21 protein-coding genes are annotated in these 19820 nt (G+C 43.1%); all 21 read left to right on the forward strand.

The genetic code is table 11. The features are described from left to right. Nucleotides 1-16 precede the first annotated feature (16 nt). Nucleotides 17-3550 carry a DNA-directed RNA polymerase subunit beta gene (gene rpoB / locus H2672_RS11285; RefSeq protein WP_186671422.1) on the forward strand — a complete coding sequence of 1178 codons (3534 nt, stop codon included), beginning with the start codon at nucleotides 17-19 and terminating at the stop codon, nucleotides 3548-3550. A gap of 129 nt (nucleotides 3551-3679) precedes the next feature. Then, nucleotides 3680-7267, forward strand: a complete 3588-nt coding sequence (gene rpoC / locus H2672_RS11290; protein ID WP_186671423.1) for a DNA-directed RNA polymerase subunit beta' — start codon at nucleotides 3680-3682, stop codon at nucleotides 7265-7267. Nucleotides 7268-7412: 145 nt separating this feature from the next. Further along, nucleotides 7413-7661 carry a ribosomal L7Ae/L30e/S12e/Gadd45 family protein gene (locus tag H2672_RS11295; RefSeq protein ID WP_186671424.1) on the forward strand — a complete coding sequence of 83 codons (249 nt, stop codon included), beginning with the start codon at nucleotides 7413-7415 and terminating at the stop codon, nucleotides 7659-7661. A 101-nt stretch (nucleotides 7662-7762) separates the two neighbouring features. After that, entirely contained in the window at nucleotides 7763-8185 is a 423-nt protein-coding gene (gene rpsL / locus H2672_RS11300) for a 30S ribosomal protein S12 (protein ID WP_186671425.1), read from the forward strand. Between the two features lie 69 nt (nucleotides 8186-8254). Continuing rightward, a complete protein-coding gene (rpsG, locus tag H2672_RS11305; protein WP_186671426.1) occupies nucleotides 8255-8725 on the forward strand; it encodes a 30S ribosomal protein S7 in 471 nt (156 codons plus the stop codon). Nucleotides 8726-8775: 50 nt separating this feature from the next. Further along, nucleotides 8776-10854: an elongation factor G gene (gene fusA / locus H2672_RS11310; protein ID WP_186671427.1), complete on the forward strand. Its 2079-nt coding sequence runs from the start codon at nucleotides 8776-8778 to the stop codon at nucleotides 10852-10854. Nucleotides 10855-10983: 129 nt separating this feature from the next. Beyond that, entirely contained in the window at nucleotides 10984-12171 is a 1188-nt protein-coding gene (gene tuf / locus H2672_RS11315) for an elongation factor Tu (RefSeq protein WP_186671428.1), read from the forward strand. Between the two features lie 226 nt (nucleotides 12172-12397). Then, nucleotides 12398-13720, forward strand: a complete 1323-nt coding sequence (locus H2672_RS11320; protein ID WP_186671429.1) for a Na+/H+ antiporter family protein — start codon at nucleotides 12398-12400, stop codon at nucleotides 13718-13720. A gap of 249 nt (nucleotides 13721-13969) precedes the next feature. Then, nucleotides 13970-14278 carry a 30S ribosomal protein S10 gene (rpsJ, locus tag H2672_RS11325; RefSeq protein ID WP_067204744.1) on the forward strand — a complete coding sequence of 103 codons (309 nt, stop codon included), beginning with the start codon at nucleotides 13970-13972 and terminating at the stop codon, nucleotides 14276-14278. 43 nt (nucleotides 14279-14321) lie between these two features. After that, on the forward strand, nucleotides 14322-14951 hold the full coding sequence (rplC, locus tag H2672_RS11330) for a 50S ribosomal protein L3 (RefSeq protein ID WP_186671430.1): 630 nt from the start codon (nucleotides 14322-14324) through the stop codon (nucleotides 14949-14951). A gap of 25 nt (nucleotides 14952-14976) precedes the next feature. Next, complete coding sequence (rplD, locus tag H2672_RS11335) at nucleotides 14977-15600, forward strand: 50S ribosomal protein L4 (RefSeq protein ID WP_186671431.1); 624 nt, start codon at nucleotides 14977-14979, stop codon at nucleotides 15598-15600. Beyond that, nucleotides 15600-15884 (forward strand): 50S ribosomal protein L23, encoded by a 285-nt coding sequence (rplW, locus tag H2672_RS11340; RefSeq protein WP_186671432.1) that lies wholly within the window; start codon nucleotides 15600-15602, stop codon nucleotides 15882-15884. The genes rplD and rplW overlap by 1 nt, the downstream gene beginning before the upstream one ends. A 46-nt stretch (nucleotides 15885-15930) precedes the next feature. After that, nucleotides 15931-16761 carry a 50S ribosomal protein L2 gene (rplB, locus tag H2672_RS11345; RefSeq protein WP_186671433.1) on the forward strand — a complete coding sequence of 277 codons (831 nt, stop codon included), beginning with the start codon at nucleotides 15931-15933 and terminating at the stop codon, nucleotides 16759-16761. A gap of 60 nt (nucleotides 16762-16821) precedes the next feature. After that, nucleotides 16822-17100, forward strand: a complete 279-nt coding sequence (gene rpsS / locus H2672_RS11350) for a 30S ribosomal protein S19 (RefSeq protein ID WP_186671434.1) — start codon at nucleotides 16822-16824, stop codon at nucleotides 17098-17100. Between the two features lie 21 nt (nucleotides 17101-17121). Then, nucleotides 17122-17466, forward strand: a complete 345-nt coding sequence (gene rplV, locus H2672_RS11355) for a 50S ribosomal protein L22 (RefSeq protein WP_186671435.1) — start codon at nucleotides 17122-17124, stop codon at nucleotides 17464-17466. A 3-nt stretch (nucleotides 17467-17469) separates the two neighbouring features. Then, on the forward strand, nucleotides 17470-18132 hold the full coding sequence (gene rpsC / locus H2672_RS11360) for a 30S ribosomal protein S3 (RefSeq protein WP_186671436.1): 663 nt from the start codon (nucleotides 17470-17472) through the stop codon (nucleotides 18130-18132). 2 nt (nucleotides 18133-18134) lie between these two features. Further along, nucleotides 18135-18569 (forward strand): 50S ribosomal protein L16, encoded by a 435-nt coding sequence (gene rplP, locus H2672_RS11365; protein WP_186671437.1) that lies wholly within the window; start codon nucleotides 18135-18137, stop codon nucleotides 18567-18569. Continuing rightward, nucleotides 18559-18759, forward strand: coding sequence for a 50S ribosomal protein L29 (rpmC, locus tag H2672_RS11370; RefSeq protein WP_025783856.1), 201 nt, complete (start codon nucleotides 18559-18561; stop codon nucleotides 18757-18759). The genes rplP and rpmC overlap by 11 nt, the downstream gene beginning before the upstream one ends. A gap of 17 nt (nucleotides 18760-18776) precedes the next feature. Next, nucleotides 18777-19043 carry a 30S ribosomal protein S17 gene (gene rpsQ / locus H2672_RS11375; protein WP_186671438.1) on the forward strand — a complete coding sequence of 89 codons (267 nt, stop codon included), beginning with the start codon at nucleotides 18777-18779 and terminating at the stop codon, nucleotides 19041-19043. Nucleotides 19044-19082: 39 nt separating this feature from the next. Continuing rightward, the gene (gene rplN / locus H2672_RS11380) at nucleotides 19083-19451 is read left to right on the forward strand and encodes a 50S ribosomal protein L14 (RefSeq protein ID WP_186671439.1); all 369 of its coding nucleotides are present in this window, start codon (nucleotides 19083-19085) and stop codon (nucleotides 19449-19451) included. Nucleotides 19452-19487: 36 nt separating this feature from the next. Continuing rightward, complete coding sequence (rplX, locus tag H2672_RS11385) at nucleotides 19488-19799, forward strand: 50S ribosomal protein L24 (RefSeq protein ID WP_186671440.1); 312 nt, start codon at nucleotides 19488-19490, stop codon at nucleotides 19797-19799. The last annotated feature ends 21 nt before the right edge of the window (nucleotides 19800-19820 follow it).

A 19820-nucleotide genomic window follows, 5' to 3' on the forward strand; every position in this document is an offset into this window, starting at 1 on the left:
ATAAGGGGTGAAAGAGTTGACAGGTCATTTAGTTCAGTATGGTCAACACCGTCAGCGGAGAAGTTTCGCACGGATCAGCGAAGTGCTCGATCTGCCGAATCTGATTGAAATCCAGACGGCATCTTATGAGTGGTTCTTAGAAGAAGGACTGCTGGATATGTTCCGCGATATTTCTCCGATTCAAGACTTTACGGGAAATCTATCGTTGGAGTTCATCGATTATACTCTTGGGGATCCTAAATACCCCGTCGAGGAATCGAAAGAGCGTGATGTTACGTTTGCAGCACCGCTCCGTGTAAAAGTACGTCTCCACAATAAAGAGACGGAAGAAGTAAAAGAGCAAGATGTCTTTATGGGTGATTTTCCACTTATGACGGAAAATGGTACATTTGTTATTAATGGTGCGGAGAGGGTAATTGTCTCCCAACTCGTCCGGTCTCCAAGTGTTTATTACAGCGACAAAACGGACAAAAATGGTAAACGTGGTTTCGGTGCAACTGTTATCCCGAATCGCGGTGCTTGGCTTGAGTACGAAACAGATGCAAAAGATGTTGTTCACGTCCGTATTGATCGGACACGTAAGTTGCCGGTTACAGTACTCCTTCGTGCACTCGGATTCTCATCCGACCAGGAAATCATTGATTTAATCGGTGATAATGAGTATCTGCGCAATACACTGGAAAAGGACAACACTGAAAGCTCTGAAAAAGCATTGCTTGAGATATACGAGCGTCTTCGCCCGGGTGAACCACCAACACTAGATAGTGCGAAAAACCTTTTATTCTCACGATTTTTCGATGCAAAACGGTATGATTTAGCGAATGTGGGTCGCTATAAGATGAATAAGAAGCTTCATGCACAAAATCGCTTGTTCAACCAGGTTGTCGCTGAAACACTTGTCGACCCTGAAACTGGTGAAATACTGCTTGAAAAAGATCAACTCATCGACCGCCGTGCATTAGACCGTCTTCTTCCGCATTTGGAAAAAGGGATCGGTTTCGAAGAGATTACTCACGCAAGTGGCGTTCTTGACGAAAAAATAACAATCCAGTCCATCAAAATATATTCTCCGAAAAGCGAAGAGAAACAAGTAATCAACGTAATATCGAACGCGTATGTCGATGATTCTATCAAGCATGTAACGCCGGCCGATATCGTTGCTTCAATTAGTTATTTCTTCAATCTTCTTCATGGCGTGGGTAATACGGATGATATCGATCATCTTGGTAACCGTCGTCTGCGTTCAGTGGGTGAGCTTCTTCAAAACCAGTTCCGTATCGGGCTTTCTCGTATGGAACGTGTCGTAAAAGAACGTATGTCCATTAATGATACGCAGTCAATCGTACCGCAACAGCTGATTAATATTCGCCCCGTTATCGCATCTATTAAAGAGTTCTTTGGTAGTTCTCAACTTTCTCAGTTCATGGATCAGACGAATCCGCTTGCCGAATTAACACATAAACGCAGGCTGTCTGCACTTGGACCTGGTGGTTTGACAAGAGAACGTGCAGGAATGGAAGTACGTGACGTACATTACTCCCATTACGGACGCATGTGTCCAATTGAAACACCAGAGGGACCGAATATAGGACTGATTAACTCGCTTTCTACGTTTGCGAAAGTGAATAAGTTCGGATTTATTGAAACACCATACCGGAAAGTTGATCCTATTTCTGGTCGGGTCACTTCTAGGATCGATTACTTGACTGCGGATGTAGAAGATAACTACGTCGTCGCACAAGCGAATGCAGTTCTTGCAGAAGATGGTTCTTTCGTTAGTGAAGGAGTCGTCGGTCGTTTCCAAGGGGATAACACTGTCTTTAAACGCGAACAAATTGACTACATGGATGTTTCGCCTAAACAAGTAGTTTCTGCGGCAACGGCATGTATTCCATTCCTTGAGAATGATGACTCGAACCGTGCCCTTATGGGAGCGAACATGCAACGACAAGCGGTCCCTCTTCTAAATCCGGAATCACCTTTCGTAGGAACTGGTATGGAACACATATCAGCACGCGATTCAGGTGCAGCTGTACTTGCGAAGTTTGATGGAATTGTCGAACATGTCGAGGCTAGAGAAATACGTGTTCGTCGTATAGAAACGGTTGATGAAAAAGAAGTAAAAGGCGATCTTACAATATATCGTCTTGAAAACTTTATTCGTTCTAACCAAGGGACATGTTATAACCAACGTCCAATTTGTAGTGTAGGGGATCGCGTTAAACCGCTTGATATTCTTGCAGATGGTCCTTCGATGGAGCAAGGGGAGCTAGCGCTAGGTCGCAACGTCTTGATGGCATTTATGACATGGGACGGCTACAACTATGAGGATGCAATAATCATGAGCGAACGTCTTGTGAAAGATGATGTATATACTTCGGTCCATATCGAAGAATACGAGTCTGAAGCGAGAGATACGAAACTCGGGCCTGAAGAAATTACGCGCGACATTCCGAACGTAGGTGAAGATGCGCTTCGTAACTTGGACGACCGTGGAATCATTCGTATTGGAGCGGAAGTTCGTGATGGCGATATTCTTGTCGGGAAAGTGACACCGAAAGGCGTAACTGAACTGACTGCCGAAGAAAGACTTTTACATGCTATTTTCGGTGAAAAAGCACGCGAAGTCCGTGATACATCCCTTAAAGTGCCGCATGGCGCTGGTGGGATTGTTCTAGACGTGAAAGTGTTTAATCGTGAAGATGGCGATGAATTGCCGCCGGGCGTTAACCAATTAGTCCGCGCGTACATCGTCCAAAAACGGAAAATTTCCGTTGGGGACAAAATGGCGGGACGTCACGGAAACAAAGGGGTTATTTCTCGCATTTTACCTGAAGCGGATATGCCTTACTTACCGGACGGCACACCAATTGACCTTATGCTTAACCCGCTAGGTGTACCATCACGTATGAACATCGGTCAGGTTCTTGAAATGCACCTTGGTATGGCATCTCGTACTCTCGGCATCCATATGGCGTCGCCCGTATTTGACGGAGCGAATGAGGCGGATGTTTGGGAAACGATGGAAGAAGCAGGGATGGACCGTGATGGGAAAACAGTACTATATGACGGTCGTTCAGGTGAAGCTTTCGATAACCGTGTATCAGTAGGTGTCATGTATATTATTAAACTGGCCCACATGGTTGACGATAAGCTTCACGCCCGTTCAACAGGACCTTACTCACTCGTCACACAACAACCACTGGGCGGTAAAGCTCAGTTCGGTGGACAACGTTTCGGTGAGATGGAAGTGTGGGCACTTGAAGCCTATGGAGCAGCTTATACGCTTCAAGAGATTCTGACTGTGAAGTCGGATGACGTCGTAGGACGTGTGAAGACGTACGAAGCGATTGTTAAAGGTGAAAGTGTTCCGCAACCAGGTGTTCCAGAATCCTTTAAAGTTCTTATAAAAGAACTTCAAAGTCTTGGTTTAGATGTTAAGATGCTGTCGATTGATTTTGAAGAAATCGAATTACGCGATCTTGATGAAGACGATGATATGCAACCAACAGATGCTTTGAATCTTATAAAAGAAAATCAGCCTGTTTGATTAGCCTAGTGAATGATATAAATGAATCTAGGGGAAAGTTAACGTTTTCCCCTTTCTCTTTTGAACATAAAGTGTGCGCTTGCTCGGAAAAGCCAATTGCAGCGATAAGACTAGAGGGAGGTAGGCTCCTTGATAGATGTAAACAATTTTGAGTATATGAAAATAGGGCTTGCTTCATCTGATAAGATCCGTTCATGGTCATATGGTGAAGTGAAAAAGCCGGAAACAATTAACTACCGTACGCTGAAACCTGAAAAAGATGGTCTGTTCTGTGAACGTATTTTTGGACCTACAAAAGATTGGGAATGTCATTGTGGTAAGTATAAACGCGTTCGTTATAAAGGCGTCGTTTGTGACCGTTGTGGAGTAGAAGTGACGCGTCAAAAAGTCCGCCGTGAACGTATGGGACATATTGAATTAGCAGCTCCAGTAACACATATTTGGTACTTCAAAGGAATTCCAAGCCGAATGGGTCTTATTCTTGATATGACACCACGTGCTTTGGAGGAAATTATCTATTTCGCGTCTTATGTAGTCGTTGACCCTGCGGATACTCCGCTTGAAAGAAAGCAACTGCTTTCTGAACGGGAATACCGTATCTACCGTGAAAAGTATGGTTCTAAATTCCAAGCGCTCATGGGCGCTGAAGCGATTGAACGTCTTCTTGCTGCTATCGAACTTGAAAAAGAAATGGAGTTCTTGAAAGAAGAATTGAAAACAGTTCAAGGACAACGTCGTACGCGTGCAATCAGACGCCTAGAAGTTGTTGAAGCATTCCGTAACTCAGGCAATAAGCCTGAATGGATGGTTCTTGAAGTGTTACCAGTTATTCCACCAGAACTTCGCCCGATGGTACAACTTGATGGTGGACGATTTGCAACATCCGACTTGAACGACCTGTACCGAAGGGTCATTAACCGGAACAACAGATTGAAACGCCTATTAGATTTGGGGGCACCAGGAATCATTGTTCAGAACGAGAAGCGGATGCTGCAAGAAGCAGTCGATGCGCTCATCGATAATGGTCGTCGTGGCCGTCCGGTTACAGGACCTGGTAACCGTCCACTTAAATCCCTTTCTCATATGCTGAAAGGTAAGCAAGGACGTTTCCGTCAAAACTTACTAGGAAAACGTGTTGACTATTCTGGTCGTTCCGTTATCGTCGTTGGACCTAACCTGAAAATGTATCAGTGTGGTCTGCCGAAAGAAATGGCGATTGAACTGTTTAAACCGTTTGTTATGAAAGAACTCGTTGAACGAGGTCTTGCACACAACATTAAGAGTGCCAAACGTAAAATTGAACGCCTTCATTCAGAAGTATGGGACGTTCTTGAAGAAGTCATTAAGGAGCATCCGGTCTTATTGAACCGTGCCCCGACGCTTCACCGACTTGGTATTCAAGCATTCGAGCCGATCCTTGTAGAAGGACGTGCGATTACGCTTCACCCACTGGTTTGTACAGCTTATAACGCTGACTTTGATGGTGACCAAATGGCAGTCCACGTTCCGTTATCCGCAGAAGCACAAGCGGAAGCGCGTCTACTAATGCTAGCAGCACAAAACATTTTGAACCCGAAAGACGGGAAACCAGTCGTTACGCCTTCTCAGGATATGGTTTTAGGGAACTATTACCTTACACTGGAACGTAAAGGCGCTTCAGGAGAAGGTAGCTCATTCCGTGATGCGGACGAAGCACTAATTGCTTATCATAACGGTCACGTGCACCTTCATTCGCGTATCGCTGTTCAGGCAAGGTCTATGAATAACCCTACTTTCACAGAGGAACAGAATGCCAAACTTCTAATAACGACAGTTGGAAAAGTGATTTTCAACGAGATTTTGCCGAAATCGTTCCCGTATATTAACGAGCCGTCAGACTTCAACTTGCAAATTGAAACACCAGACAAGTATTTTGTTTCTGGGACTGTCAATATAAAAGAACATGTTGCTGAACAGGAACTGATCGAACCATTTAAGAAAAAAATCCTTGGAAATATCATCGCGGAAATCTTCAAGCGTTTCCATATTACAGAAACGTCAAGAATGCTTGACCGCATGAAAAATCTTGGATTCAAATACTCTACTCGTGCCGGAATTACAATTGGTATATCCGATATTGTCGTCTTGCCGAATAAAGATGCAATCTTGAGTGAAGCACAAGAAAAAGTAGATAAAGTGTTACAACAATTCCGTCGTGGTCTTATTACAGAGGAAGAGCGATATGATCGCGTTATCTCTTACTGGAGCCATGCTAAGGATGTAATACAGGATAAACTTATGGATTCACTTGATCACTCAAACCCAATTTATATGATGAGTGACTCGGGCGCGCGGGGTAACGCATCTAACTTTACGCAGCTTGCTGGTATGCGTGGTCTGATGGCCAATCCGGCCGGCCGAATCATTGAATTACCAATCAAATCGTCATTCCGTGAAGGTCTGACAGTTCTTGAGTACTTCATCTCGACACACGGTGCTCGTAAAGGGCTTGCGGATACGGCACTTAAGACGGCTGACTCAGGTTACTTGACACGCCGACTTGTTGATGTTGCGCAAGACGTAATTGTCCGTGAAGATGATTGTGGTACAGATCGCGGATTGGATATTGGAGCGCTTATGGATGGAACGGAAGTAATCGAAGGTCTGGATGAACGTATCGAAGGCCGTCACACGAAGAAAACGATTTATCATCCTGAAACAGGTGCTTTGATTCTTAAGCGAGATGGCTTGATTACTGCTGATGCAGCTCGTGCCATTTTGGATTCGGGACTTGAACAAATTACAATCCGTTCTGCTTTCACATGTAATACGAAACACGGCGTTTGTAAATTATGTTACGGCATTAACTTGGCTACTGGTGAAACAGTTGAGGTTGGTGAAGCGGTTGGTATTATCGCTGCACAATCTATCGGTGAGCCAGGTACACAGCTTACAATGCGTACGTTCCATACAGGTGGAGTTGCGGGGTCTGATATAACACAGGGTCTTCCACGTATCCAGGAAATTTTCGAATCACGTAATCCTAAAGGGGTTGCAGTTATTTCGGAAATCAAAGGACAAATCACTGAAATCGATGAAATACGTGAAGGTCAGAAAGAAATTACGATTGAAGGCGAAGTAGAAACGCGTAAATATCTGACGCCATACAACGCCCGTCTTAAAGTTGAAGTCGGTGATATGATTGACCGGGGTGAAGTTATAACAGAAGGTTCTATCGATCCGAAAGAACTGATTGTTGTCAAAGACGTCGTTACCGTTCAAGTCTATCTATTGAAAGAAGTTCAAAAAGTTTACCGTAGCCAGGGTGTTGAAATCGGTGATAAGCACATTGAAGTAATGGTTCGCCAGATGCTTCGTAAGGTGCGCATCATCGAAGCAGGGGACACGGATCTATTACCGGGTTCACTACTCGACATCCACCAATTCTCAGATGCAAATGCGGAAGTACTAAAAGTTAATAAAATTCCGGCGACTTGTCGTCCTGTTATTCTCGGTATTACGAAAGCTTCACTTGAAACGGAATCCTTCTTATCGGCAGCATCATTCCAAGAGACAACTCGTGTCTTGACAGATGCAGCTATCAAAGGGAAAACGGACGAGTTACTCGGCTTGAAAGAAAACGTTATTATCGGGAAACTTGTTCCAGCTGGAACAGGAATGCAACGTTACCGTCATATCGTAATGGAGCAAGAAAAAGAGAAAGCTACAACTAAGTAAGTTACGGTACTGTAACTTAAACTGAAAACGGGGGAATGCGAAAGTAACTCCCCCGACTTTTCGTTTATGTGTTGACAGTTCACCTTAAAGGTGATAAAATACAAAAGGTTGATAGTTGGATGTCTGTACTTTGGAGGATATGGAAATGTCTTATGAAAAAGTCGAGCAGGCAAAGAAAACAATCATTGGTACAAAGCAGGCAGTGAAAGCAATCCGTGCAGGGATAGTGATAGAAATTATTATTGCGCAGGATGCAGAAGAACGGATTATTGCTCCAGTAATGGAGGAAGCCAAACTTCATGACATTCAAGTCACGTATGTTGATTCGAGAGAAAGACTCGGAAATGCATGTGGGATTCAAGTCGGTGCAGCTGTGGTTGTGATTACTGATTAATAGTTTTTGTGCATTGAAGCACAAAAACTTTGTTTTTACCCCAAAAATGAACCACCTGGATGTGTGGTCTTACAAAAGAAGTTCGAAAGGAGGAAATACCGATGCCTACAATTAATCAATTGGTTCGTAAACCACGTAAGTCAAAAGTGGCAGGATCTAAATCACCAGCACTCGGAAAAAGTTATAACAGCTTTAAAAAGTCAATGACAAACGTAAACTCACCACAAAAAAGAGGTGTTTGTACGCGTGTTGGTACAATGACACCGAAAAAGCCAAACTCGGCTCTTCGTAAATATGCACGTGTACGCTTGACTAACCAATTGGAAGTCAATGCATACATCCCTGGTGAAGGTCACAACCTTCAAGAACACAGTGTTGTTCTACTTCGCGGCGGACGCGTAAAAGACTTACCAGGTGTTCGTTACCACATCGTTCGTGGAGCACTTGATACAGCTGGTGTAACTGGCCGTTTGCAAAGCCGTTCTAAGTACGGAGCTAAAAGACCTAAAGTTAAAAAAGGCTAATTAATACAATTACGATTGATGGTTATTTAAGCGAAAAACGCTTAAAAACTTTGAAAGGAGGAATACAACATGCCACGTAAAGGCCCTGTTGCAAAACGTGACGTACTTCCGGATCCGATTTATAATTCGAAGCTCGTTTCACGTCTAATTAATAAAATGATGGTGGACGGTAAAAAAGGTACATCTCAGAAAATCCTCTATGGTGCGTTCGAGCTTGTGAAAGAACGTTCTGGGAAAGATGCACTTGAAGTATTCGAAGCGGCACTTACTAACGTAATGCCAGTTCTTGAGGTTAAAGCACGCCGTGTAGGTGGAGCAAACTATCAAGTGCCAGTTGAAGTACGTCCTGATCGCCGTACAACTCTTGGACTTCGTTACCTTGTTAACTACTCACGCACACGCGGAGAAAAAACTATGGTAGAACGTCTTGCGAATGAAATCCTTGATGCTTCTAACAACACTGGTGCTTCTGTGAAACGCCGTGAAGAAATGCACAAAATGGCTGATGCTAACAAAGCATTCGCTCACTATCGCTGGTAAGATTCAGCAATTTATTACTACTCTAATCCGAGACGGAAGGAGATCATATCATGGCTAGAAAATTCTCCTTAGAGAATACACGTAACATTGGTATCATGGCTCACATCGACGCTGGTAAAACGACGACGACTGAGCGGATTCTATATTATACTGGTAAAATCCACAAAATTGGAGAAACGCACGAAGGTGCATCTCAAATGGACTGGATGGAACAGGAGCAAGAGCGCGGAATCACAATCACTTCAGCTGCTACAACAGCTGAGTGGAAAAACCACCGCGTAAACATCATTGATACTCCAGGTCACGTAGACTTCACTGTTGAAGTTGAACGTTCACTTCGTGTTCTTGATGGAGCTGTAACTGTACTTGACGCTCAATCGGGCGTTGAACCACAAACAGAAACAGTATGGCGTCAAGCGACTAACTACGGCGTACCGCGCCTAGTTTTCGTAAACAAAATGGACAAAACTGGTGCTGATTTCCTTTATTCAGTAGGTACACTTGTTGACCGTCTTGGAGCAAACGCTCATCCAATTCAATTGCCAATTGGTGCAGAAGATACTTTTGCAGCGATTATCGATTTAGTTGAAATGAATGCAGTTTACTATGGCGACGATACGGGTCTAAACGCTGAAATTAAAGAAATTCCAGCAGAACATCTTGATCAAGCTAACGAATACCGTGAAAAGCTAATTGAAGCGGTTGCTGAATTCGATGAGGCTCTTATGAACAAATTCTTGGATGAAGAAGAAATTACAAACGCAGAAATCAAACAAGCGATTCGTAAAGCGACATTGGCTGTTGAATTCTATCCGGTTGTATGTGGAACTGCTTTCAAAAACAAAGGTGTACAACTTGTTCTTGATGCTGTTATCGATTACCTTCCATCACCACTTGATATCCCGCCTATGAAAGGGACAGATCCTAATACTGACGAAGCTATTGAGCGTCACTCAGACGACTCTGAGCCGTTCTCGGCACTTGCTTTCAAAGTTATGACGGACCCTTATGTTGGTAAATTAACATTCTTCCGTGTGTATTCTGGTGTTCTTCAATCAGGATCATACGTACAAAACTCTTCAAAAGGTAAGCGTGAACGCGTAGGACGTATTCTACAAATGCATGCTAACTCTCGTGAAGAAATTTCTGAAGTACATTCAGGAGAAATTGCTGCTGCAGTTGGACTTAAAGATACAGGAACTGGCGATACACTTTGTGAAGCTAGTGCACTTATTATTCTTGAGTCAATGGACTTCCCAGAACCAGTAATTTCACTTTCTGTTGAACCTAAAACAAAAGCCGACCAAGATAAAATGGGTATGGCTCTTGCTAAGCTTCAAGAGGAAGACCCGACATTCCGTGCACATACAGACCAAGAAACTGGAGAAGTAATCATCGCTGGTATGGGTGAATTACATCTTGACGTTCTTGTAGACCGTATGCGCCGTGAATTCAACGTAGAAGCTAACGTCGGAGCACCACAAGTATCTTATCGTGAAACATTCCGCGCTTCGGCGGAAGTTGAAGGTAAGTTCGTGCGTCAATCCGGTGGACGTGGACAGTTTGGTCACGTTTGGATTGAATTCTCTCCTAACGAAGAAGGAAAAGGATTCGAATTCATTAACAACGTTGTCGGTGGATCAGTTCCACGTGAATATATTCCTGCAGTAGAAGCTGGTATCCGTGATTCACTTGATAATGGTGTAATTGCTGGTTATCCTTTGATTGACATTAAAGCTCGTCTATTCGACGGTTCTTATCATGATGTCGATTCCAATGAAATGGCGTTTAAAATCGCTGCATCTATGGCCTTGAAAAACGCTGTATCAAAAGTTAACCCAGTTCTACTTGAACCAATGATGAAAGTAGAAGTAACTATTCCTGAAGAGTATATGGGAGACATCATGGGCGATATCACTTCCCGACGCGGCCGCGTTGAGGGAATGGACGCGCGCGGTAACGCGCAAGTTGTTCGCTCTATGGTTCCACTTGCTAATATGTTTGGTTATGCAACATCTCTACGTTCTAACACACAAGGACGTGGAAACTTCTCAATGACATTCGATCACTATGAAGAAGTGCCGAAATCAGTTGCAGAAGAAATTGTTAAGAAAAACAAAGGCGAATAATTTTTATTTTAGCCTGTAATCCATTAAATTAATAAATAGATAGATATCGGATGTTAGAGGGGGCCCCCTTTAGCACCTATATCTATATAAAAACAAAAAAACTTTTATATTTCGAGGAGGATTTCCATAATGGGAAAAGAAAAATTCGACCGCTCCAAGCAGCATGCTAACGTTGGTACAATCGGTCACGTCGACCATGGTAAAACTACACTAACTGCAGCAATCGCAACAGTTCTAGCAAAAAGACTAGGTGGAACAGCAGCATCTTATGCTGACGTTGATAACGCACCTGAAGAAAAAGAACGCGGTATTACAATCAATACTTCACACGTTGAGTATGAAACTGCAACTCGTCACTACGCACACGTTGACTGCCCAGGTCACGCCGATTACGTTAAAAACATGATCACTGGTGCAGCACAAATGGACGGCGGAATCCTAGTTGTTTCTGCAGCTGACGGCCCTATGCCACAAACACGTGAGCACATCTTGCTTTCACGTCAAGTAGGTGTTCCACATCTAGTTGTCTTCATGAACAAATGTGACATGGTTGATGACGAAGAGCTTCTTGAGCTTGTTGAAATGGAAATTCGCGACCTTCTTTCTGAATATGACTTCCCTGGCGATGACATTCCTGTCATCAAAGGATCTGCTCTTAAAGCGCTTGAAGGCGACGAAGCATACGAAGATAAAATTATGGAACTTATGACTGCTGTTGATGAGTATATTCCAACACCACCACGTGATACTGAAAAACCATTCATGATGCCTGTTGAGGACGTATTCTCAATCACAGGACGTGGAACTGTTGCTACTGGTCGCGTTGAGCGTGGAGTAGTTAAAATCGGTGATGTTGTTGATATCATTGGTATCGTAGAAGAACCAAAAGCTACAACTGTTACAGGTGTAGAAATGTTCCGTAAACTTCTTGATTATGCAGAAGCTGGCGACAACATTGGTGCATTACTTCGTGGGGTATCACGTGATGACATCCAACGTGGACAAGTTCTTGCTAAGCCAGGAACTATCGTTCCACACACGAAATTCACATCTGAAGTTTATGTTCTTTCAAAAGAAGAGGGTGGACGTCATACTCCATTCTTCTCTAACTACCGTCCACAGTTCTACTTCCGTACAACTGACGTAACTGGTGTTATCGAACTTCCTGAAGGCGTAGAAATGGTTATGCCTGGGGATAACATTGAAATGACAATCGATCTAATTGCTCCAATCGCTCTTGAAGAAGGTACTAAGTTCTCTATCCGTGAGGGTGGACGTACTGTAGGCGCTGGCGTTGTAGCAACAATCATTAAATAATAATTTTCTTCTTAAATCCCGCCCTTTGTGGCGGGATTTTTTTGTTGCTCTGGAAACAATAAAATTGCGGAATGTGGACTTGCTACGACATAGCGGTTACTCATTTCGATCGTTGGCTTTGGTGCTATGAAAAAAATCATTGACAGAAGAATTTTCCTCTGCTATCTTAATAACAGCGCTTCATCACTTTAGCTGACTAAAGAAACAAATTATAGGGGGAATACAAATGAATGCGGTTATTATTGCCATTGTCGTTATGTTGGCTTTAAGTTTATTACGAGTGAACGTTGTATTAGCGCTCGTTGCTGGTGCAATTGTGGGAGGATTTACAGGAGGCTTATCGTTTAGTGAGACGATTACTTCGTTTACTGGTGGGCTTGGTAATGGTGCGACGATTGCGCTTAGTTATGCTTTGCTAGGCGGATTTGCATTAGCTATATCGAAGACGGGCATTCCGCAACTGCTTGTGGCGGCTATGTTACGGATTGTGAAGAAAGAAGGACAGCCTGATCGTACCGCTCTTGGAAAAGTCCTGATTGTCTTGATACTTCTTGTGATGGCTTTATTCTCACAAAACCTTATTCCGATCCATATCGCATTCATACCTTTATTGGTACCGCCAATTTTACATGTCTTGAATATGTTGAAAATAGATCGTCGTCTTATTGCATCCGTTCTTACATTCGGATTAACAGCACCTTATATCTTGCTTCCATATGGATACGGATTCATCTTTCATGAAATTCTTGCAAATCAAATGGCCGCAGCAGGTATGGCAATTGATATGGCGGACATACCAAAAGCAATGGCACTTCCTGTACTTGGCCTGTTCGTAGGTCTTCTTATTGCGATTTTCTTCTCTTATCGTAAGCCGAGAGAGTATGCGGATAAGCAAGTAGAAATCTCTGAAGAAGTGGTAGTTGTTAAAACTCGTAATATTGTCTTTACAATACTAGCGCTTATTGGCACACTTACTGTGCAGATACCGACGCAGTCTATGATTGCAGGTGCGGTTACTGGTATTGGGATTTTGTATATTACGGGAGCACTTAAGTGGAAAGATGCTGACGGTTTAATCAATGAAGGAATGCGTATGATGGCATTTGTAGGATTTGTTATGATTGCGGCGAATGGATTTGCTGCAGTACTTCAAGAGACAGGTCATATTGTTTCGTTGGTAGAATATGCAAGCTCTGCTCTTGGGGATAATAAAGGAATGGCAGCCTTAGTTATGTTACTTATTGGATTGGTCGTTACAATGGGCATTGGTTCATCATTCGCTACAATTCCGATTATTGCATCGATTTTTGTACCACTTAGCATGGCATTTGGATTCAGTCCGTTAGCCACCATAGCGCTTGTTGGAACAGCAGCGGCTCTAGGTGACGCTGGTTCACCTGCATCTGATTCTACACTTGGACCAACCGCGGGACTTGCTGTCGATGGACAACATAATCATATATGGGATACATGTGTGCCAACGTTCATTCACTACAACATTCCATTGTTGCTGTTTGGCTGGGCAACAGTAATGCTCTTTAATCAGTAATTAATAGTCCGGGATTATAGTCTCGGACTTGCAATGAGCGGTAAAAAGAATTATAATAATAAAGTTGAGAAAAGGATTTCGCCAAAATACTTGCGTTATTCTTTTTTTATGGTATAATATTAAATGTTGGTCTTTGACTGCGATGAAGCGAGAGGTTGCCGACACACCAGGCCGCTTTGCCATGGCATGTGTGTGGGAAATTTTCGTGGAGAATGTCTATAACAAAATAGGCGCAAGGGAGGGAAAATAATGGCAAAACAAAAAATTCGTATTCGTTTAAAAGCATATGATCATAGAATTCTTGATCAATCAGCTGAAAAAATCGTAGAAACAGCAAAACGTTCGGGTGCTAGTGTATCGGGTCCGATTCCACTACCGACTGAAAGAACTGTCTACACGATTCTTCGTGCGGTGCATAAATACAAAGATTCGCGCGAGCAGTTCGAAATGCGTACTCATAAACGTCTAATCGATATCGTTAATCCGACACCACAAACTGTCGACGCTTTAATGAAACTCGATTTACCATCAGGCGTTGACATTGAAATCAAACTTTAATCGATACTAAATACAACACACATTAATTCAGGAGGTGGACTAAATGACCAAAGGAATCTTGGGAAGAAAACTCGGTATGACGCAAATTTTTGCTGAAAACGGAGATCTTATCCCGGTAACTGTGATTGAAGCTGGACAAAACGTTGTTCTTCAAAAGAAAACAACTGAAACGGACGGCTATGAAGCAATCCAAATCGGATTTGAAGATAAACGCGAAAAGCTTGCTAACAAACCTGAAAAAGGGCACGTTGCAAAAGCTGATACTGCACCTAAGCGCTTCATTCGCGAATTCCGCGAATTAGACGTTAGTGGCTACGAAGTTGGTCAAGAAGTCAAAGTTGATACTTTTGCTGAAGGCGATATCGTCGACATCACTGGTACATCAAAAGGTAAAGGGTTCCAGGGTGTTATCAAGCGTCACGGATATTCACGCGGACCTATGACCCACGGATCACGTCATCACCGCGCACCAGGTTCAATTGGATCTGTTGACGCTCAACGTGTATTCAAAGGTAAAAAAATGCCAGGTCGTATGGGTGGCAAAACAGTAACAGTTCAAAACCTTGAAATTGTACGAGTTGATCTTGAACGCAACTTGCTACTAGTTAAAGGTAACGTTCCTGGATCACGCAAATCACTTCTACAAGTGCGCAGCGCTATCAAAGGAAACTGACTACTAAAGAAAGGAGGAAACAGGAATGCCTAAAGTATCCGTATTAAATCAGGCAGGAACTTCTGTCGGAGAAATCGAACTAAATGAAGCAATCTTTGGTATCGTGCCGAACGAAGCTGTCTTATTCGAATCATTGGTCCAACAACGTGCTTCATTGCGTCAAGGTAACCATAAAGTAAAAACTCGCGCGGAAGTAGCTGGTGGCGGACGTAAACCATGGCGCCAAAAAGGTACAGGTCGTGCCCGTCAAGGTTCAATTCGATCACCACAATGGCGTGGAGGCGGTATCGTATTCGGTCCAGCTCCAAGAAGCTATAGCTACAAATTACCGAAGAAAGTCCGGAGATTGGCTCTTCTTTCAGCTCTTTCTACGAAAGTTCGCGAAGAAGATGTAATCGTTCTAGAAGGACTAACATTCAATGCACCAAAAACAAAGGAATTCATTCAAGTGCTTGCTAATCTTTCGATTAACAGAAAAGCGTTGATCGTAACTGCTGACCTTGATGAAACTTTGGCTTTGTCTGCACGTAACATCCCAGGAATTAGTGTGGTAACTGCATCAGGTATTAACGTACTTGATCTTATCGGTCACGACAAACTTGTAATGACTAAAGCAGCAGTTCAAAAAATAGAGGAGGTGCTAGGTTAATGGAAGCACGTGATATTATAAAACGTCCGGTCATTACCGAGCGTACTTCTGAACAAATGGAATTCAAAAAGTACACTTTTGAAGTCGACACGCGCGCTAATAAAACATTTATTAAGCAAGCTATCGAAGAAGTTTTCGGTGTTAAAGTTGATAAAGTGAACGTACAGAATTACAAAGGTAAACTTAAGCGTATGGGCAAGCACTCTGGTTATACGAATAAACGCCGTAAAGCGATTATTACACTAACTGCTGACTCAAAAGACATCGAACTTTTCGAAGTTTAAGTTTAACAACTAATAGATATCTAATTATATGAAGGAGGGAACACAAATGGCGATTAAGAAATACAAACCTACCTCCAACGGACGCCGTAACATGACTACATCCGATTTTGCTGAGATTACTGCTGACAAACCGGAAAAATCATTGCTTGCACCGCTTAAGCGGAAAGGCGGCCGTAACAACACTGGTAGGATTACTGTTCGTCACCATGGTGGAGGCCACAAGCGCCAATACCGTGTCATCGATTTCCAACGCCGGAAAGATGGCATACCAGGACGCGTTGCTACGATCGAATACGATCCAAACCGTTCAGCTAACATCGCTCTAATCAATTACGTAGACGGAGAGAAACGTTACATTCTCGCTCCAAAAGGTCTTGTAGTTGGAGCAACAATTATGTCAGGCCCTGAATCAGATATTAAAGTGGGTAACTCACTTCCACTTGAAAACATTCCAATGGGTACTACAATTCATAACATCGAAATGAAACCAGGAAAAGGCGGACAACTAGTACGTTCAGCAGGAACTTCTGCACAACTACTTGGCCGTGAAGGTAAGTACGTTATTATACGCCTTCAATCTGGAGAAGTTCGCATGATTCTTGCAGTATGCCGCGCGACAGTTGGTCAAGTTGGTAATGAGCAACACGAACTTATCAATATTGGTAAAGCAGGACGCTCACGTTGGATGGGTAAACGCCCAACAGTTCGTGGTTCTGTAATGAACCCTAACGATCACCCACACGGTGGTGGTGAAGGTAAAACTGGTATCGGTATGAAATCACCAGTTACTCCATGGGGTAAACCGACGCTTGGATATAAAACACGTAAGAAAAACAACAAATCCGACAAACTTATTGTTCGTCGCCGTAAGAAATAATTTTAATGCACTGCGGTTCAACGATTGGACCGTAGTACAAACACGGAGGGAGGTTCCAACATGGGCCGCAGCTTGAAAAAAGGACCATTTGTAGACGATCATCTTATGAAGAAGGTTGATGCACAAAAGGATTCCGAGAAAAAACAGGTCATCAAAACTTGGTCACGCCGTTCAACAATCTTCCCGACATTCATCGGAATGACAATTGCTGTATACGACGGACGCAAACACGTTCCTGTCTATGTAACTGAAGATATGGTAGGTCATAAACTTGGTGAATTCGCTCCGACGCGCACATACAGAGGTCATGGCGCCGACGATAAGAAAACAAAACGTTAATTTGAGAGGAGGTTATTTCTGATGCAACAAGCAAAAGCTACCGCCCGCACAGTCCGTATTGCTTCTCGCAAAGTCCGTTTGGTCGTTGATCTTATCCGAGGCAAAAAAATCGGTGAAGCAATAGCTATTCTACGCCTGACGCCTAAAGCGGCATCTCCGGTTGTAGAAAAAGTTTTGAAATCAGCGATTGCAAATGCTGAACATAACTACGAAATGAATGTCGAAAACCTATTCGTAAGCGAAGTATTCGTTGACGAAGGCCCGACTATGAAACGTTTCCGACCACGCGCACAAGGACGCGCGAGTGCGATTAACAAGCGTACAAGCCACATCACATTAGTGGTATCTGAAAAGAAGGAGGGATAATCCGTGGGTCAAAAAGTACATCCTAACGGTTTACGGGTCGGTATCATTCGCGACTGGGAGTCTAAATGGTTTGCAGAAAAAGACTATGCGACTTTCTTGCACGAAGATATCAAAATCCGTGAATTTATTGAAAAACGTCTTTTAGAAGCTTCTGTTTCTAAAATTGAAATTGAACGTGCTGCAAAGCGTGTTAACGTCAGCATCCACACTGCTAAGCCAGGAATGGTTATTGGTAAAGGTGGTACTGAAGTTGAAGTACTTCGTAAACAACTGAACGATATTACTGGTAAACGCGTTCACATCAACATCATCGAAATTAAACGTGCAGATCTTGACGCTAAACTAGTTGCAGAGTCAATTGCTCGTCAATTAGAAACTCGCGTATCTTACCGTCGTGCACAAAAACAAGCAATTCAACGTACTATACGTTCAGGCGCTAAAGGTATTAAAACACAGGTTTCGGGACGTCTTGGCGGTGCTGACATCGCTCGGTCGGAACATTACAGTGAAGGTACTGTTCCTCTCCATACATTACGTGCAGATATTGATTATGCGCATGCTGAAGCAGATACTACATTTGGTAAGCTTGGCGTTAAAGTATGGATTTACCGTGGAGAAGTCCTTCCAGTGAAGAAACAGAAGAACTCTGAGGAAGGAGGCAACTAATTATGTTAATGCCTAAACGAGTTAAATATCGTCGTGTATTCCGTGGTAAAATGCGCGGTACTACAAAAGGCGGAGCAACAGTTCAATTCGGCGAATTCGGTCTACAAGCGCTTGATGCGGCATGGATTACAAGCCGTCAAATCGAAGCAGCACGTATTTCAATGACACGTTACATGAAACGTGGCGGTAAAGTATGGATTAATATATTCCCGCACAAACCATATACGAAGAAGCCTCTTGAAGTCCGGATGGGTTCCGGTAAAGGTGCTGTAGAAGGCTGGGTAGCAGTTGTTAAACCTGGTCGTATTATGTTCGAAATAGCAGGTGTTTCGGAGGAAGTTGCGCGTGAAGCGCTTCGCCTAGCATCTCACAAACTTCCTATTAAAACTAAGTTTGTAAAACGTGAAGAAATTGGTGGTGAATCTAATGAAAGCTAATGAAATCCGTGACTTAACAACTGCAGAGATTGAGCAAAAGGTGAAATCACTGAAAGAAGAGCTTTTCAACCTACGCTTCCAATTAGCGACAGGTCAATTAGAAAACACTGCACGCATCCGAGAAGTACGTAAATCGATTGCGCGCATGAAAACAGTAATACGTCAAAGAGAAATCAGTGCAAATAACTGATGAAGGAGGTTGCAGCCATGACTGAGGAACGTAACCAGCGCAAGGTGTATACAGGCCGTGTCGTATCCGACAAAATGGATAAAACAGTAACTGTAATGATCGAAACACAAAAGAAACACAAACTATACGGTAAACGTGTAAAATATTCTAAGAAATTCAAGGCCCACGATGAACTGAATGAAGCGAAAATCGGTGATGTTGTTCGCATTATGGAAACTCGTCCATTATCGGCAACAAAACGTTTTCGTCTGCTTGAAGTAGTCGAAACAGCGGTCATCATTTAATAACGTTCGGAGATATAAATCCGGGAGGAGGTAGCCTCAATGATCCAACAGGAAAGTCGTATGAAAGTCGCCGACAACTCAGGCGCTCGTGAAGTACTTACTATTAAGGTATTAGGCGGTTCAGGCCGTAAAACAGCAAACATCGGTGATGTAGTTGTAGTAACAGTTAAAAAAGCAACGCCAGGTGGTGTTGTCAAAAAAGGTGAAGTTGTCAAGGCTGTTATCGTTCGCACGAAGAGCGGAGTACGCCGTAAAGACGGAACTTACATTACATTTGATGAAAATGCTTGTGTTATTATCCGTGACGACAAGAGCCCACGTGGAACTCGTATTTTCGGACCGGTTGCTCGCGAACTTCGTGATAGCAACTTCATGAAAATTATTTCACTTGCTCCTGAAGTTCTTTAATCACATGATAGTGCCAAATCAAGGAGGTGCGACAGAATGAATGTTAAAAAAGGCGATAAAGTTATGGTAATCACAGGTAAAGACAAAGGTAAAACCGGTGTGATCCTAGTTGCTTTCCCTAAAAAGGACCGTGTGCTTGTTGAAGGTGTTAACATCGTCAAGAAACATACGAAACCTAACCAGGAAAATCCTCAAGGTGGAATTATCAGCCAAGAGGCAGCTATCCATGTATCAAACGTCATGGTGATCGATCCTAAGACAGGCGAGCCTACTCGTGTAGGATACAAGATCGAAAATGGCAAAAAAGTTCGTGTTGCGAAAAAATCCGGAGAATTGCTGGATAAATAAGTAACGGATGAAAGGAGGTCC

Origin of the sequence: Sporosarcina sp. BP05 (genome assembly GCF_014282005.1) — a bacterium.
Taxonomy (GTDB): Bacteria; Bacillota; Bacilli; order Bacillales_A; family Planococcaceae; genus Sporosarcina.